This is a genomic window from Corynebacterium sp. CMW7794 (genome assembly GCF_001563605.1).
GTDB classification, from domain to species: Bacteria; Actinomycetota; Actinomycetes; order Mycobacteriales; family Mycobacteriaceae; genus Corynebacterium; species Corynebacterium phoceense.
The window spans coordinates 17034-31201 of sequence record NZ_KQ961728.1 but is presented as its reverse complement, the minus strand read 5'-3'; the positions used below and the strand labels follow the sequence as shown (position 1 = coordinate 31201).

Genomic DNA, 14168 nt, shown 5'->3' with positions numbered 1-14168 from the left:
ATCACATCGTAGCCGTCAACAAAGGCGGGCTCTCCGTCCTGGATAATTTGATGCCACTGTGTAGGTATCACAACGGGAAGAAGGCCGACGGCGATAGCTACTGGAAAGACGACCAAGGCCGCATCTGGTTCCAGCCAGCCTACGGCGACCCCATCATCTGCTAACGAAACACACGCGAAAACCCCATCGACATCGCCGATGGGGCTAGACGTCGTGGTTTTAGAACAGGCCGGAGATCGTGCCGTCCTGTGCCACGTCGATGCGGTTGGCGGCCGGCTCCTTGGGCAGGCCCGGCATAGTCATGACGTCACCCGTGAGCGCCACGATGAAGCCGGCGCCGGTGCGCGGAAGCAGCTCGCGGACGTGGAGGGTGTGGCCCATGGGTGCGCCGAGAGCAGTCGGGTCATCGGAGAATGAGTACTGCGTCTTGGAGATGACGACGGGGAATTCCTCCCAGCCGTTGTCCTTGATGTACTGGAGGTCCTTCTTCGCCTTGGGGCCATACTCAACCGACGATGCGCGGTAGAGCTCGTGCGCGATGGTCTCAATGGAGGCTTCGATGCCAGCTGCGGGATCGTAGAGCTGCTTCGACTCCCCCTTCACAAAGTTGTCGCGGACCGTCTGCGCGAGATCGAGCGCTCCGGCGCCGCCGTCCGACCAGACGCTGCACTCGGCGAGCGCGACGTCGAAGCCCTTAGCCCACTCGCGCATGAAGTCGCGCTCGGCCTGGGTGTCGGACCAGAACAGGTTGAGCGCCACGACCGGCTTGACGCCGAACTTGCGGATGTTTTCCACGTGGCGCTCAAGGTTGATGACGCCGGCCTTGAGAGCCTCGAGATTTTCGGTGGTGAGATCCTCGCGAGCCTGCCCGCCGTTGTACTTCTGGGAGCGGATAGTCGCGACGACTACGGCGCCCGCGACGTCGAGATGGCCGAAGCGCGACTTGATGTCCATGAACTTCTCGCCGCCGAGGTCCGCGCCGAAGCCAGCCTCGGTGAGCACGACGTCGCCGAACTTCTGGGCGGTCTGAGTGGCCAGCAGCGTGTTGCAGCCGTGCGCGATATTGGCGAACGGGCCGCCGTGGACGAAGGCCGGGGTGCCACCGAGGGTTTGGACGAGGTTCGGGTTGAGCGCGTCGCGCATGAGCGCGGTGAGCGCGCCCTCTGCCTGCAGCTGGCGGGCGGTGACGGGCTCGCCGTCGTAGGTGAAGCCGACCGTGATGTCGCCCAGGCGCGTCTTCAGATCCTTCAGCGAGGTGGCCAAGCACAGGATGGCCATGATTTCCGATGCCGCCGTAATGGTGAATCCGGTCTCCGCCGGGACGCCATGCGTCGGGCCGCCCAGACCCGTGACGACATGACGCAGCGCGCGGTCGTTGACGTCGATGCAGCGCTGCCACGTCACCTTACGCGGATCGATGTTCAGCTCGTTGCCCTGGTGGATGTGGTTGTCGATGATGGCCGCCAGCGTGTTCGTCGCCGCCGAGATGGCGTGGAAATCGCCGGTGAAGTGCAGGTTGATGTCCTCCATCGGGACGATCTGCGAATAGCCGCCCCCGGCCGCGCCGCCCTTGATGCCCATGACCGGGCCCTGGGAGGGCTCGCGCAGGGCGACGACGGTGCGCTCGCCGAGCTGCGAGAAGGCATCGGCAAGCCCGATGAGCACGGTGGATTTGCCTTCGCCCGCCGGCGTGGGCGAGACGCCGGTGACGAGAACGATCTTGCCCTCGGCGGGCTCGACGTCCTGGAGTGCGGTGATGTCGACCTTGGCTTTGGTGGTGCCATAAGGAATGAGTGCGGCGTCGGGGATGCCAGCGGTGGCGGCGATCTCCGTAATCGGCTTGAGTGGGTGTGCTTGTGCGATTTCAACGTCGGATGGCTGTGTTGTCATGTCTTAAATAGTAACCAGCACACATGGGCCGCGGTGGGGTCCAGGTACGCAAAAGCGGGCATGAGACGAGATTCTCATGCCCGCGCGGCCCCGAACGGGGGCGACTAGAGCAGCACGGCGCCGAAGGCGTAACCGAGCAGAACCGAGACCACGATGGACACTGTGCCCGGAATGAGGAACGGGTGGTTGAACACGGCCTTGCCGATGCGCGTCGAGCCCGTGTCGTCCATCTCGACGGCCGCGAGCAGCGTCGGGTAGGTCGGCAGGATAAACAGCGCAGAGACGGCCGGGAACGCGGCGACGGCGGTCAGCGGAGAGACGCCGAGCGCGAGAGCAGCCGGAACGATGGCCTTCGCGGTCGCAGCCTGCGAGTACAGCAGGGCCGCGGCGAAGAAGAGGACGACAGCGAGCAGCCACGGCGAGGTCTCCAGCGTGGAACCCGCGATGGAGTTGATGTCCTCCATGTAGTAGTTAATGAGCGTCGTGCCGAGCCACGCCACACCGAGCACGCAGATGGACGCGGACATGCCGGACTTGAACACCGGAGTGTTGAGGACGTCCACGGCCGGGACCTTCGTGATGAGCAAGATGACCGTCGCAGCGGTGAGCATGATGGTCATAATCGCTTCGTTACGCGGCAGTGTCGGGTCCGAGATAAGCCCCAGCTGGTCCGAGGTAAGCGTGGCCCATGCCATGACGACGAGGATGGCAACGAGGAAGATCCACACCGAGGTCTTGGCTTCCTTGGTCGGGACGTAGGTCGATGCCTCCGACTTTTTGACGAGGCCGGCGGCCATGCGCTCCTGGTAGACGGGGTCATCGGCAAGCTCGGCGCCCATGCGGTTGGCAAGCCACGCCGCTGGGAAGATGGACAGGAAGGTCGCGGGGATGACGACGGCGAGGAGCTGGAGGTAGCCCACGCCGAGCGGCTCGACGGCGCTGGCCATAAAGACCACGGCCGCCGAAATCGGCGAGGCCACGATGGCCATCTGGGAGGCGACCACGGCGATGGACAGCGGACGCGACGGGCGGACGTTGCCTTCCTTGGCGACCTCGACGATGACGGGGAGCGTGGAGAACGCCGTGTGGCCGGTGCCGGCGAGCACCGTCATGAGCCAGGTGACGATAGGCGCGTAGTAGGTCACGCGCTTCGGGGATTTACGTAGGAAACGTTCGGCGATGTGGACGAGGTAGTCCATGCCGCCCGCGCGCTGCATAGCGGCGATGGCGGCGATGACGGTCATGATGATGCCGATGACGTCGAACGGGATATCCTCGCGCGTAACTGGGATGCCGGTGGCGCCGAGGAGCAGGACGCCCAAGCCGCCGGCCATGCCGATGCCGATGGAGCCGAGGCGGGCGCCCAGGACGATCGCCGCGAGGACGATGAGGATGTGAACAATAACCACGAGAAGTCCTCTCAAAGAAAGAAGTGAGTGGTGGATGGCGGCTTCCGTGGGCCGCGCTTATCCCCTATTCTTCCACCGCGGCGACTGAATAGAATACTTTCGGACACGATTTGGGCCCGTTTGTGTTGTTTCCCACACGCGCAACGCCCCGCCGGCGCCAGGGTGCGGCGCGGACGGGGCGTGTGCGGAGTACGGGCGGTTTAGTCGTCGATGTAGAACTGACCGCGGAACTCCGGGTGCATGAGGTTCTCGACGGACAGGACCTTGTCGAGCGTGGCCTCGTCGAGCAAGCCCTTCTCCAGGATGAGGTCGCGCACACCCTTGCCGGTCTTTAGCGACTCCTTGGCGATCATGTCGCCATTATGGTGGCCGATGAACGGGTTGAGGTACGTGACGATACCGATGGAGTTTTCCACGTAGGCGCGGCAGACATCGGCGTTGGCGGTGATGCCGGTGACGCACTTCTCGCGGAGCGTGTCGACGGCGTTGCCCATGATGCGGATGGACTGGAAGAGCGCCTCGCCGATGACCGGCTCCATGACGTTGAGCTGGAGCTGGCCGGCCTCGGCGGCCATGGTGACGACGTGGTCGTTGCCGAAAATCTTGAAGCAGACCTGGTTGACGACCTCCGGGATCACCGGGTTGACCTTACCCGGCATGATGGAGGAACCGGCCTGACGCGGCGGCAGGTTGATCTCGGCGAGGCCAGCGCGCGGGCCGGAGGCAAGCAGACGCAGGTCGTTGCAGATCTTGGACAGCTTCATGGCCGCGCGCTTGATGACGGAGTGGACGAGCACGTAGGCGCCGCAGTCCGAGGTAGCCTCGATGAGATCGCGGGCGGTCTTGATCTCGAGGCCAGTGACCTCGGCGAGCGCCGCGGTGACCTGGCTGCGGTAGCCGGCCGGGGTGTTGACGCCGGTACCGATGGCAGTGGCGCCCAGGTTGATCTCCAGCAGGCGTGCCTGCGCATCGCGGAGCACGCTTTGCTCCTCGGCCAGGTTGTGCGCGAAGGCCTTGAATTCGTCGCCGAGCGTCATGGGCACGGCGTCCTGCAGCTGGGTGCGGCCCATCTTGAGGATGTCCTGGAACTCGTTGCCCTTGTCGTTGAAGGCCTGCTGCAGGGCGTCGATGCGCTCGATGAGGTTATCCAGCGAGGAGTAGACGCCGAGGCGGAAACCGGTCGGGTATGCGTCGTTCGTGGACTGGGACATGTTGACGTCATCGTTGGGGTTGATGATGTCGTAGCGGCCCTTCTCCTCGCCGAGGTGCTCGAGCGCGAGGTTTGCCACCACCTCGTTCGTGTTCATGTTGAGCGAGGTGCCCGCGCCGCCCTGGAAGACGTCGAGCGGGAACTGGTCCATGCAGCGACCTTCTTCGAGGATCTGGTCGCAGGCCCAGATGATGGCCTCGGCCTTCTTCTTGGGGAGGACGTGGAGGCGGCGATTGGCCATTGCGGTGGCCTTCTTCACCTGCACCATGCCGCGGATGAAGTCCGGGATGGTGTTGATGGTGACGTAGGAAATCTGGAAGTTCTCCATGGCGCGCAGCGTGTGGACGCCGTAGTACGCGTCAGCCGGAACTTCCATGTCGCCGAGCAGGTCGGTCTCGGTGCGGGTTTTCTTCGAGGCAGACTTCTTCGCCGACTTCTCTTCCTTGGCGGCCTCAGGAGCCGGGGTCGTCACATCAGCTTTCTTGGCCGTGTCAGCAGCCGTTGCTTCGACTTTCGCGGTGGTCTCTTCGGCCTTCTTGGAGGTTTTAGCCATTTTGGTCTACAACTCCTAGTACTCGAGGGTGGGTAAGTGTTTTACAACCCCCACCATCGTAGTGCTATTCGCGCAGACCTAGGCCGCGATGGCCGGATTACCCCCCGGATATGGGGTTTAAATTCGCGCAATCCGCAAGTCGGACGCGAGGATGGCCTCGGCGCCGAGGGCGGCCAACATATCCATAATCTGGTTGGCTTCGCGCTTGGGCACCATGGCGCGCACCGCTACCCAGTTCTCGCGATTGAGCGGCGAGACCGTGGGGCCGGTAAGGCCCGGCGTGACGGCCGCCGCGGCGGCGAGGTTGTCCTGCGCCACGTTGTAGTCGAGCATGAGGTAGTTGCGGGCGTGGAGAATACCCTGGATACGGCCCAACACGACCCGCTCCTCGGCAGTGACCTCAACGCCCGAGCGCTTTATAACGATGGCCTCGGAGGTGACGATGGGATCGCCGAAAGGGGCCAAACCTTGTTGGCGCAGCGTCGTGCCGGTGGAGACGACATCGGCGATGGCGTCCGCGACGCCCAAGCGGATGGAAATCTCCACCGCGCCGTCCAGACGGATGACCTCGGCGTTGAGCCCGCGATCTTTCAGGTCCTGACGGACGATATTCGGATACGACGTGGCGATACGCTTGCCCTCAAGCTTGTCAATGCTCCAGTCCTCACCAGCGACACTGGCATAGCGGAAGGTGGACGAGCCGAATCCGAGGTCGAGGATTTCCTGGACGTCGGCGCGCGAGTCGGCGGCGAGGTCGCGTCCGGTGATACCCAAATCGAGCACGCCGGAGGCGACGTAGATGGCGATGTCCTTGGGACGCAGGAAGAAGAACTCCACATCGTTGACGTCATCGACGATGTTGAGGACCTTGTTCATGCCGCGGCCCTTGTAGCCAGCTTCGGCGAGGATAGATGTGGCGGCTTCAGACAGTGATCCCTTGTTGGGGACGGCGACTTTAATCATGGTTGGATGAACTCCCCTGTGGTTCTAGAAATGCTTGTACTAGAGATACTTGTAGATGTCGTCGGGGGTGAGACCGCGCTTGACCATCATGACCTGGGTCCAGTACATGAGTTGCGACATTTCTTCCGCGAGCTCGGCGTCGGACTGGTACTCGGAGGCGATCCAGACTTCGCCAGCCTCCTCGATGATCTTCTTGCCAATGAAATGGGCGCCCTTGTCGAGGGCGTCCACGGTGCCTGAGCCAGCCTCATGCGCGGCGGCCTTGGCGGAAATTTCGGCAAAAAGCTCATCAAAATTCTTCATAGTGCCTCATTATTGCACCCCCACACTGGGCCCGCAGTGATTGCCCCCGTATTTCTTTTGGTCTACCAAAAACTATGGCGTGGGCAGCTGCGCAAACCAGCGGTAGAGATCCGCCGCCGCCACTCCGTCGAGGTGACGAGCGCGCGGGTCGTCCCCGCGGAGCGTTGCGATAGGCACGGCCGCCGCTGGCACAGTGACCGTGTCATCGAGCGGCAGGCCGATCGTGCGGCACCCCGCGTCGACGGCAGCACGCATGCCCGTCGCGGAATCCTCGAGCACGAGACAGTCCGCGGGAGGGGCGCCAGCGCGGCGTGCTGCCTCGAGGTACATCGCCGGGTCTGGCTTGCCCACGGGCACGTCGTCTCCGCAGATGACGTCGACGAAGTAGGACCGCCCGATGGACTCGACGACGTCGATAGCCACGGCGCGTTCCGTATTCGTGGTCACGAACATGGGCACGCCGTCCGCCTGCAGTTCAGACAGTAGCGCGCGAACGCCGGGAAACACGGTGTCCTGGGACTGATACAGCGAGGCGACATACTCGAAAGAGTCGTCGCGGTAACGCTCATAGTCGCCGTGCGCGGGCGTAAAACCGGCCCATTCGCAGCAGATGCGGAAAGTGTTGGGGAAACTTGCGCCCACGGTGCGTTCGCGCACCTCGGGCGTGAGTTCTCGGCCGAGCAACGCGGCCATGCGGTACGTGGCTTTCTCCCACAGCGGCTCAGAGTCCGTGAGGGTGCCATCCATGTCCCAGAAGATTGCCTGCGGCCGCCCCATTAGTCGAGCTCGGGCAGCGCGCGCAGCGCCTCGTCGTCCGCGCCAGTGGCCGCGGCTGCGTCATGCATAAAGGCCGCGAGGTCTTCCTTCTCCTCCGGCTCGATGACCGCGCCCGCGTGGGCCGCGTTGAAGGACTCCAGCGACTCAACGAAGGGCACCGCGACGGCGGCGATGGTCTCCCCATCCGGGTCATCCGGCACCTTGTCGAGGTTGTCCAGGAAGCCTTCGAGGAGGCTGCGCAGCTGCGGCAGTACCGCCGGGTCAAAGGGCTGGTCCCAGAATTCCTTCTCGTCCTCCTTGAGGTACGAGCCAGTAGCGAAGGACGTGAGGTCGGCGATGAATTCGTCGACGGTGGATTGGAAGTCGGCGCGAATGCTCATGAGCGCCATTGTCCCCTATTTTTCTTACACCCGCACGCCGAGGAGCGAATTAAGTGCCGCGCATACCAGCTCGCCCGCGGTCTCCTCATCGGAGCCCCGGCTTGCCGATGCCCACTCGTCCACCGCGGCCAGAGCGCCCGGCGTGTCCAGATCGGCGGCGAGATGCTCACGCAACGTCGCGACGAGGGCATCGGCAAGCTCGCGTGAGCCTGGGTGGTTGAGGGCCTCGCGCCAGTTGGTCAAGCGGTCCGCGGCGTCCGTGAGGACGCCGTCTGACCAGTCGCGCTCCGTGCGGTAGTGGCCCGCGAAGACGCCGAGGCGGATGGCCGAGGGGTCGTGGCCGGCCTCCACCAGCTTGTGGACGAAGACGAGGTTGCCCAGGGACTTGGACATCTTTGTGCCGTCGAGGCCGATCATGCCGGTGTGCACGTAGAAGTCGGCCATGCGCTCGGAGTGCAGGGCGGCCTCCGCATGCGCGGCGGAGAACTCGTGGTGCGGGAAGATGAGGTCGCTGCCGCCGCCCTGGACGGTGAAGTTCTTGCCCAGGCGATTGGTGGCGATGGCGGAGCACTCGATGTGCCAGCCCGGGCGGCCCGGACCGAACGGCGAGTCCCAGGACGGCTCGCCCTCGCGGCGGGCGCGCCACACCAGCGCGTCGAGGGGGTCGTGCTTGCCTGCGCGGTCCGGGTCGCCGCCGCGCTCGCGGAAGAACTCCATCATCTGCTCGCGCGAGTAGTTCGACTCGTAGCCGAAGTTCGCGGTGGCGTCGATGGATGCGTAGACGTCTGGGAACTCCGCGTCGTCCACGACATAGGCCGCGCCGTTGTCGAGGAGCTTTTGAACCATGTCGATGACCTCGTCGATGGCCTCCATCGCACCGATGTAGTCCTGCGGCGGGAAGACCGAGAGCAGCTCCATGTCGTTACGGAAGAGGTTGATCTGGGAGGTGCCCAGCTCACGCCAGTCCACGCCGTCACGCTCGGCGCGCTCGAAGAGAGGGTCATCGACGTCCGTGATGTTCTGGACATAGTGGACCTTGTGACCGTTGTCGAGCAGCTGTCGGTAGATGAGGTCGAACGTGAGGTACGTGGCCGCGTGCCCCAGGTGCGTCGAGTCATAGGGCGTGATGCCGCAGACATACATGCCGGCGGTATCACCCTCGACCTCCACCGGTGCAATGGTGCGGTTCGCGGTGTCATAGAGGTGGAGCTGCTGCGGAGTGCCCGGCAGCGTGGTGAATTCGGGTACGGGCCAAGAATGCATGGTGACTATCCTATCGCTTTAAGCTTTAAACGTTTCTAGAAGGGCTGCAGCACGCCCAGGGCCAGCAGGATCATCACGAGGATGCCCACCGGGATGCGATAAGCCGCGAACCACTCGAAGGAGTGGTTGCCCACGAACTTGAGCAGCCAGGCAATCGACGCGTAGCCGATGACGAACGCGATGAGCGTGCCCACGAGCAGCTGGGCTCCCGATGCCGCCTGTCCCGCCGCCGGGTCAAACGCGTCCGGCAGCGAGAAGAGTCCCGAGGCCAGCACGGCCGGGATGGCGAGCAGGAAGGAAAAGCGCGTGGCGACCTCGCGGTCGAGGCCGAGGAAGAGGCCGCCGGAGATGGTGCCGCCGGAGCGCGAGACGCCCGGGATGAGCGCGAGGCACTGGCACAGACCCATGACGAGGGCGTCTTTCATCGTGAGGTCCTCGAAGCCGCGCGTTTTCTTGGAGGTGCGTTCCGCGATGATGAAGACGAAGGAGAACGCGATGAGCATCGCGGCAGTGATCCACAGGTTGCGGAGGTTCTCGCGGATGATGTCCTTGGCGAGCACGCCAATGATGCCGATTGGGATGGAACCCGCGATGACCATCCAGCCCATCCGGTAATCCTGGCCGCGCTGCTCCTTATTGAACAGTCCACGGAACCAGCCGGTGAGGATTTGCCAGATCATCTTCGCGAAGAAGACGAGCACGGCGGCCTCTGTGCCGAGCTGGATGACGGCGGTAAAAGACGCGCCAGCGTCTTCGCCCCAGAAAAGTGTGGAGACGATGCGCAGGTGGCCCGAGGAGCTCACCGGCAAAAACTCGGTGAGGCCCTGCACGACGGAGAGAACAATGACTTGGAGCCAGGACATGTCGCTGGCGGCGGTTGCTTCAATCACGACAGGACACCCTACCCGGCTTTTCTGTATGTGAGGTGCTCTGCCACGCGGGGTTGCGCTGCTAGACTAACCCGACGTGACTGTAGTGATGAAGAAGTCCGCTCCTGCCGCCCGCCGGTTCGCCGCCACCGCCCTCGCTGTGGGCCTGGCTGGCGCTGCGGTGGCCGGGTGCTCGGACATGCCGAATACGACCGCAGACGACAACGTAGAGGAGATGGGCGACGCCTCGCCTGCCCCCTCCCCGAAGGATGCTCACCCCGCAGGCGACGTCATCGACTTTGGTGATATCACGGACATTGAGGCCGCCGGTGAGTATATCGCCGTGCGCACCCCGGACACGCTCACCATCGGCACCCCCGCCGATTTCACGGCGAAGAAAGCCACGGCCATCGACGTCGACACACAGTGCGGCGACCTCACGCCGACCGACACCGAATTCGTTCTCGCGTGCGGCAACCGCGTGCGCATTTTCGACGCCGCGGACCCCACCCAGAAACGCATGGTCAATACCGAGGAAGCCTACCCCGTGACCGCCGCAGCGCTCACCTCCTCCGGCGAGCTCTTCGTTTCTTCTCACGAGGCGAGCGAGGTCGCCGTCTACAAGGACGATAAGCGCATTGACGACTTCTCGGTCCAGGCCCCCACCGACCAGCTCGTGGCCGTGCGCAACCAGGACGGCACTGACAACGTCGTGCGCGTCTGGCGCGCTGACACCACCATCCAGAACCTCGACTGGGAGAACTCCCGCGAGGGCGGCCGCCTGCGCGTCGGCCAAGGCGTGGGCCTTATCTCTTCCGGCAACCATGGCGTCCTCGTCGCCGCGGACACCGAGGGCAAGCGCGTGGCCATCTACACCTCCGAGGACGTCATTCGTCTCCACCAGTTTGGCAACACCGACGGCATGCCGTGGGCCACCGCTTGGGACGACAGCCGTCAGCTCGCGTGGGTCACGACGACGGACAACAATAAGGCGCAGGCCTTCCGCATCGCTTCTGGTGTCCCCGAGCCCCAGGGACAGGTCGACACTGTTGCCGACGCCCAACACATGGCCGTCACCGAGGACGGCATCGCGGTCTTTGGCTCCGCCACCGGCGCTGGCCTTCAAATCGTCTCCGACCCCAAGCTCGACGCCTAAACCCTTAAGGATTCTCCGATGACCTCCTCCCGCTTCCACGACCTTCGCATCAAGGCCTACCACGTCGCGCTCAAGGGCATGTTCCAGTTCTCGCCCGAGCGCATTCACACCATCATTTCCCAGGGCCTCGCCGGGCTGCAGAAGCTAGGCCCCGTCAACCGCGCCCTGGGCAAGGCACTCGCTGTCGACGACCCGGTCCTCGCTCAGGACGTCTTCGGCGTCCACTTCCCGCGTCCCCTGGGCCTGGCCGCCGGCTTCGACAAGAACGGCTCCGCGCCGGATGCCTGGACCTCCGTGGGCTTCGGCTACGCCGAGCTCGGCACCGTCACCGCCATGCCGCAGCCGGGCAACCCAGCCCCGCGCCTGTTCCGTCTGCCCGCAGACAAGGCCATCCTCAACCGCATGGGGTTTAACAATGACGGCGCCTCCAAGGTCGCGCAGAACCTCCGCGCGCGCCGCTACAGCGACGTCATCGGCATCAACATCGGCAAGAACAAGGTGGTGCCTGCCGAGGAGGCCGTCGCCAACTACCGCCAGTCCGCCTCCGTCTTAGGCGACCTCGCGGACTACCTCGTGGTGAACGTCTCCTCCCCCAACACCCCGGGCCTACGCGACCTCCAGGCCGTCGAATCCCTGCGCCCCATCCTCGTCGCTGTCCAGGAATCCACGAAGGTCCCGGTCCTCGTCAAGATCGCCCCGGATCTCTCCGATGAAGATGTCGACGCCGTGGCCGACCTCGCCGTCGACCTCGGTCTGGCTGGCATTGTCGCCACCAACACCACCATCTCGCGCGAGGGCCTGCAGACTCCGCGCGAAGAGGTCGAGGCCATGGGCGCCGGCGGCATCTCCGGCGCGCCCGTCGCCGCCCGCGCGCTGGAGGTCCTGCGCCGTCTCCACGCCCGCGTGGGTGACAAGCTGGCCCTTATCGCCGTGGGCGGTATCTCCACCCCGGAGCAGGCGTGGGAGCGCATTACCTCCGGCGCCTCGCTCCTGCAGGGCTACACGCCGCTCATCTATGGCGGCCCGGATTGGATCCGCGACATCCACCTTGGCCTCGCCGCCCAGGTCCGCGCGCATGGCCTTGCCTCGCTTTCCGATGCCGTCGGCTCTGGCCTCCCCTGGAAGGCCTAAGGCCCCACGCGCACGCAACGCCCCCGCGTCTTCGTTGGAAGACGCGGGGGCGTGTGGCTTTTTCTCCTAGTCCTTAGGAATAAGCGAGCGTCGGATGACGAGCGCGCACAGGAGAGCGGCTACGGCATAGAGGAACAGCCAGTATTGCGCCATGTGGCCGATGGCCTGGGCGCTCACGAAGCGGCTGGCGATGACGAGCGCCAGCGCGGCGACCAAACCGATAACTTGGGCCGGCGAGCCGCAGTGTTCCGTGCTCGTAGTCACGAAGGCGCCTGCAAGCGCCGCTGCGGCGACGATGAGCAAGAAACGGGGCGAAACACCGTAGGGCACCATCCAACCGTCTGAGACGAGCGAGAGCACGCCAAAGAGCAGCAGGACGAGTGCAAGCGCCATGAACGCGCCACCGACGCGCAGCGCCACGGGCACCGGCGCCGTGCCGGGCATGGTCTTGGCCATATCAGGCCTCCTCAACGGTCTCGTACCAGCCCCAGAGAATGGCGCGGCCGAGCGCGTGGAAATGCAGATTAAAGCCAAGCACGGTGGCCGTGGAATCCGGGTCGATGTCGAGCTTTTCCACGTCGACGGCGTGGACGACGTAGAGGTAACGGTGCGGCGTATGGCCGGCTGGCGGGTTGGGACCGTAGTAGGTGCGCGCGCCCGAGTCGTTGCGCAGGCTCACCACGTCACCGCCCAGGCCGAGGTCTTCTGCGGCGCCTGCGCCTGTGGGCAGCTCCGTGACGTTGGCAGGAATGTTGAAGGCTGCCCAATGCCAGAAGCCCGACGCGGTGGGCGCATCCGGGTCGTAGCACGTGACGGCGAGGGACTTAGTGCCCTCTGGCAGACCAGACCAGGCCAGCTGGGGCGAGACGGACTCCGGAGCGCGGAAGCGCTCTGCAATCTCCGCGCCGTCTTCGATGTCCGCTGAGGTCAACTCGAACGACGGCACATCGCGCAATGGGGCGTACGGGTCGGGTCCGGGGAAACGGGGATCATCAGCGTAAGAAATCATGCTTCCTTTGTACCTCATGTCACACCATATGTGCTGGAGATTGGCCCGCCACATTCTGCGCCGTTTTCGAGCACAATCCGGCCCACAGGCCGCCGCAGGAATGCCGATTTCCCCACGCGCAGTGGGCAAAGTTGCAGCGTTGTAAGTTCTAAGCCGCAAGAATCACTCCTAAAGTACGTAGAAATAGTCAATGACCTGCCGATTTGTGCTCATGCTCTGAATCGGGCTATATTTTACGAGTGCCCAGCCGAGAGGTTGAAAGCACAAGCCAGGCCGAAAGGCCGAAGCACCCAGCCCGGGTGGCGGAATGGCAGACGCGCTAGCTTGAGGTGCTAGTGTCCTATTAACGGACGTGGGGGTTCAAGTCCCCCCTCGGGCACAGAGCAAAGGCTCCGGATTACTCCGGAGCCTTTCGTGTTTTTCCCGTACCCTCCTTACTCCCCTGTCGTCTTCGATTGTCGCGGCGCGCTTGCCGTTGACGTATATGCTCTCCACAAAAGTGATACTGCGCGGGCTTGGCCCCGTCTACGACCTGGTGTCCTAGTCTTTGTTGCTCACCGGGGCCGCCCCGTTTTCCCTGCGCCTCGATAAGGAGGGACTGCTCTCGTGGACTCGCGCACCCTAGGATTCTGGATAATGATTGGATTCACTTTCCTGTGGGTCCATTGGCCGCTAGGACTCTATCCAGTAGGCACCGCCTTAGCAGTGCTAGAACTCATTGCCGCTGCTGTATTAATCGTCCTGCGCCTACATCGCCGGCGCCAACGGGTAACCCTGGCCACAAACCCTGTAGGTGCCGCAGACCACGCTGAACGGCGTGCGACCAACCGGATAGTGTCCGTGGCGTTCTGCGTTGAATTTCTCGTGATATGGGGCGCGGTCTATCTCCTCCGTAGCATGAACGTCGATCTGATACAGCCTGCCATCGCCGTTATCGTCGGCCTTCACTTTCTACTATTTTGTTTGTCGCCGGCGACTCGTTCCGTCGTGCATATCATCACCGCCGCATTCGGCTCGGTCGCCGGTGCGGCGGGTATGTGGCAGATAAGCACGGGCGCCGATCCTGCCACGACGCATGCCGCAGTGGGCTTGTGCATGGGTGCAATAACCTTGGCCTACGCCTGGATATTTCTGCAGGTTGTGCCCGCTATATCGCGCGAAGAAACCCCAGGTCTCCGTTAAGAACGGCTCCGATGCTTAGGCGCGATGATCACCAAACCCGCCGGCGCACAGCGTGCGCACGGCGGGCTTGGGA

Annotated in this window: 14 protein-coding genes and 1 tRNA gene; 4 read left to right on the top strand and 11 right to left on the bottom strand. The window is 64.0% G+C overall.

From position 1 onward, the window contains the following. Positions 1-219: 219 nt before the first annotated feature. The 9 genes from HMPREF3227_RS04455 to HMPREF3227_RS04415 all read right to left on the bottom strand — a co-directional run bounded on the left by HMPREF3227_RS04455 (position 220) and on the right by HMPREF3227_RS04415 (position 9611). The gene (locus HMPREF3227_RS04455) at positions 220-1890 is read right to left on the bottom strand and encodes a formate--tetrahydrofolate ligase (protein WP_066510568.1); all 1671 of its coding nucleotides are present in this window, start codon (positions 1888-1890) and stop codon (positions 220-222) included. Positions 1891-1994: 104 nt separating this feature from the next. Beyond that, on the bottom strand, positions 1995-3299 hold the full coding sequence (locus HMPREF3227_RS04450) for an anaerobic C4-dicarboxylate transporter (RefSeq protein WP_066510565.1): 1305 nt from the start codon (positions 3297-3299) through the stop codon (positions 1995-1997). Positions 3300-3499: 200 nt separating this feature from the next. After that, positions 3500-5062 (bottom strand): aspartate ammonia-lyase, encoded by a 1563-nt coding sequence (gene aspA / locus HMPREF3227_RS04445; RefSeq protein WP_066488295.1) that lies wholly within the window; start codon positions 5060-5062, stop codon positions 3500-3502. A 117-nt stretch (positions 5063-5179) separates the two neighbouring features. Continuing rightward, positions 5180-6025: an ATP phosphoribosyltransferase gene (hisG, locus tag HMPREF3227_RS04440; RefSeq protein ID WP_066488292.1), complete on the bottom strand. Its 846-nt coding sequence runs from the start codon at positions 6023-6025 to the stop codon at positions 5180-5182. A gap of 39 nt (positions 6026-6064) precedes the next feature. Continuing rightward, positions 6065-6328, bottom strand: coding sequence for a phosphoribosyl-ATP diphosphatase (locus HMPREF3227_RS04435; protein WP_066488287.1), 264 nt, complete (start codon positions 6326-6328; stop codon positions 6065-6067). Positions 6329-6400: 72 nt separating this feature from the next. Continuing rightward, positions 6401-7105, bottom strand: a complete 705-nt coding sequence (locus HMPREF3227_RS04430; protein WP_066510562.1) for an HAD family hydrolase — start codon at positions 7103-7105, stop codon at positions 6401-6403. After that, the gene (locus HMPREF3227_RS04425) at positions 7105-7485 is read right to left on the bottom strand and encodes a hypothetical protein (RefSeq protein ID WP_066488319.1); all 381 of its coding nucleotides are present in this window, start codon (positions 7483-7485) and stop codon (positions 7105-7107) included. Before HMPREF3227_RS04425 ends, HMPREF3227_RS04430 begins: the two co-directional genes overlap by 1 nt. A 24-nt stretch (positions 7486-7509) precedes the next feature. Continuing rightward, positions 7510-8748 carry a cysteine--1-D-myo-inosityl 2-amino-2-deoxy-alpha-D-glucopyranoside ligase gene (gene mshC, locus HMPREF3227_RS04420; protein ID WP_066488283.1) on the bottom strand — a complete coding sequence of 413 codons (1239 nt, stop codon included), beginning with the start codon at positions 8746-8748 and terminating at the stop codon, positions 7510-7512. A gap of 35 nt (positions 8749-8783) precedes the next feature. Further along, positions 8784-9611: an undecaprenyl-diphosphate phosphatase gene (locus HMPREF3227_RS04415; protein WP_141629080.1), complete on the bottom strand. Its 828-nt coding sequence runs from the start codon at positions 9609-9611 to the stop codon at positions 8784-8786. A 103-nt stretch (positions 9612-9714) separates the two neighbouring features. Here HMPREF3227_RS04415 and HMPREF3227_RS04410 point away from each other — a divergent pair, with 103 nt between their 5' ends. Then, the gene (locus HMPREF3227_RS04410) at positions 9715-10773 is read left to right on the top strand and encodes a WD40 repeat domain-containing protein (RefSeq protein WP_231732318.1); all 1059 of its coding nucleotides are present in this window, start codon (positions 9715-9717) and stop codon (positions 10771-10773) included. Between the two features lie 18 nt (positions 10774-10791). After that, complete coding sequence (locus HMPREF3227_RS04405; RefSeq protein ID WP_066488268.1) at positions 10792-11904, top strand: quinone-dependent dihydroorotate dehydrogenase; 1113 nt, start codon at positions 10792-10794, stop codon at positions 11902-11904. Between the two features lie 66 nt (positions 11905-11970). On the opposite strand, the gene HMPREF3227_RS04400 is transcribed toward HMPREF3227_RS04405, so the two are convergent. Together HMPREF3227_RS04400 and HMPREF3227_RS04395 are read right to left on the bottom strand one after the other, a co-directional pair. Beyond that, positions 11971-12360, bottom strand: a complete 390-nt coding sequence (locus HMPREF3227_RS04400) for a hypothetical protein (protein WP_066488266.1) — start codon at positions 12358-12360, stop codon at positions 11971-11973. A 1-nt stretch (position 12361) separates the two neighbouring features. After that, on the bottom strand, positions 12362-12913 hold the full coding sequence (locus tag HMPREF3227_RS04395) for a YbhB/YbcL family Raf kinase inhibitor-like protein (protein ID WP_066488261.1): 552 nt from the start codon (positions 12911-12913) through the stop codon (positions 12362-12364). Positions 12914-13206: 293 nt separating this feature from the next. Between HMPREF3227_RS04395 and HMPREF3227_RS04390 the strand changes: the two genes are divergently transcribed. Both HMPREF3227_RS04390 and HMPREF3227_RS13255 read left to right on the top strand, forming a co-directional pair. Then, positions 13207-13292 (top strand) — tRNA-Leu (locus HMPREF3227_RS04390). Between the two features lie 518 nt (positions 13293-13810). Continuing rightward, entirely contained in the window at positions 13811-14095 is a 285-nt protein-coding gene (locus HMPREF3227_RS13255) for a hypothetical protein (RefSeq protein WP_141759207.1), read from the top strand. The last annotated feature ends 73 nt before the right edge of the window (positions 14096-14168 follow it).

Coding starts and splice junctions, on each gene's coding strand:
- HMPREF3227_RS13255 (WP_141759207.1), top strand. CDS start 13,811: ATGAACGTCGATCTGATACAGCCTGCCATCGCCGTTATCGTCGGCCTT.
- HMPREF3227_RS04425 (WP_066488319.1), bottom strand. CDS start 7,485: ATGAGCATTCGCGCCGACTTCCAATCCACCGTCGACGAATTCATCGCC.
- HMPREF3227_RS04430 (WP_066510562.1), bottom strand. CDS start 7,105: ATGGGGCGGCCGCAGGCAATCTTCTGGGACATGGATGGCACCCTCACG.
- aspA (WP_066488295.1), bottom strand. CDS start 5,062: ATGGCTAAAACCTCCAAGAAGGCCGAAGAGACCACCGCGAAAGTCGAA.
- hisG (WP_066488292.1), bottom strand. CDS start 6,025: ATGATTAAAGTCGCCGTCCCCAACAAGGGATCACTGTCTGAAGCCGCC.
- HMPREF3227_RS04395 (WP_066488261.1), bottom strand. CDS start 12,913: ATGATTTCTTACGCTGATGATCCCCGTTTCCCCGGACCCGACCCGTAC.
- HMPREF3227_RS04400 (WP_066488266.1), bottom strand. CDS start 12,360: ATGGCCAAGACCATGCCCGGCACGGCGCCGGTGCCCGTGGCGCTGCGC.
- HMPREF3227_RS04435 (WP_066488287.1), bottom strand. CDS start 6,328: ATGAAGAATTTTGATGAGCTTTTTGCCGAAATTTCCGCCAAGGCCGCC.
- mshC (WP_066488283.1), bottom strand. CDS start 8,748: ATGCATTCTTGGCCCGTACCCGAATTCACCACGCTGCCGGGCACTCCG.
- HMPREF3227_RS04455 (WP_066510568.1), bottom strand. CDS start 1,890: ATGACAACACAGCCATCCGACGTTGAAATCGCACAAGCACACCCACTC.
- HMPREF3227_RS04415 (WP_141629080.1), bottom strand. CDS start 9,611: ATGTCCTGGCTCCAAGTCATTGTTCTCTCCGTCGTGCAGGGCCTCACC.
- HMPREF3227_RS04405 (WP_066488268.1), top strand. CDS start 10,792: ATGACCTCCTCCCGCTTCCACGACCTTCGCATCAAGGCCTACCACGTC.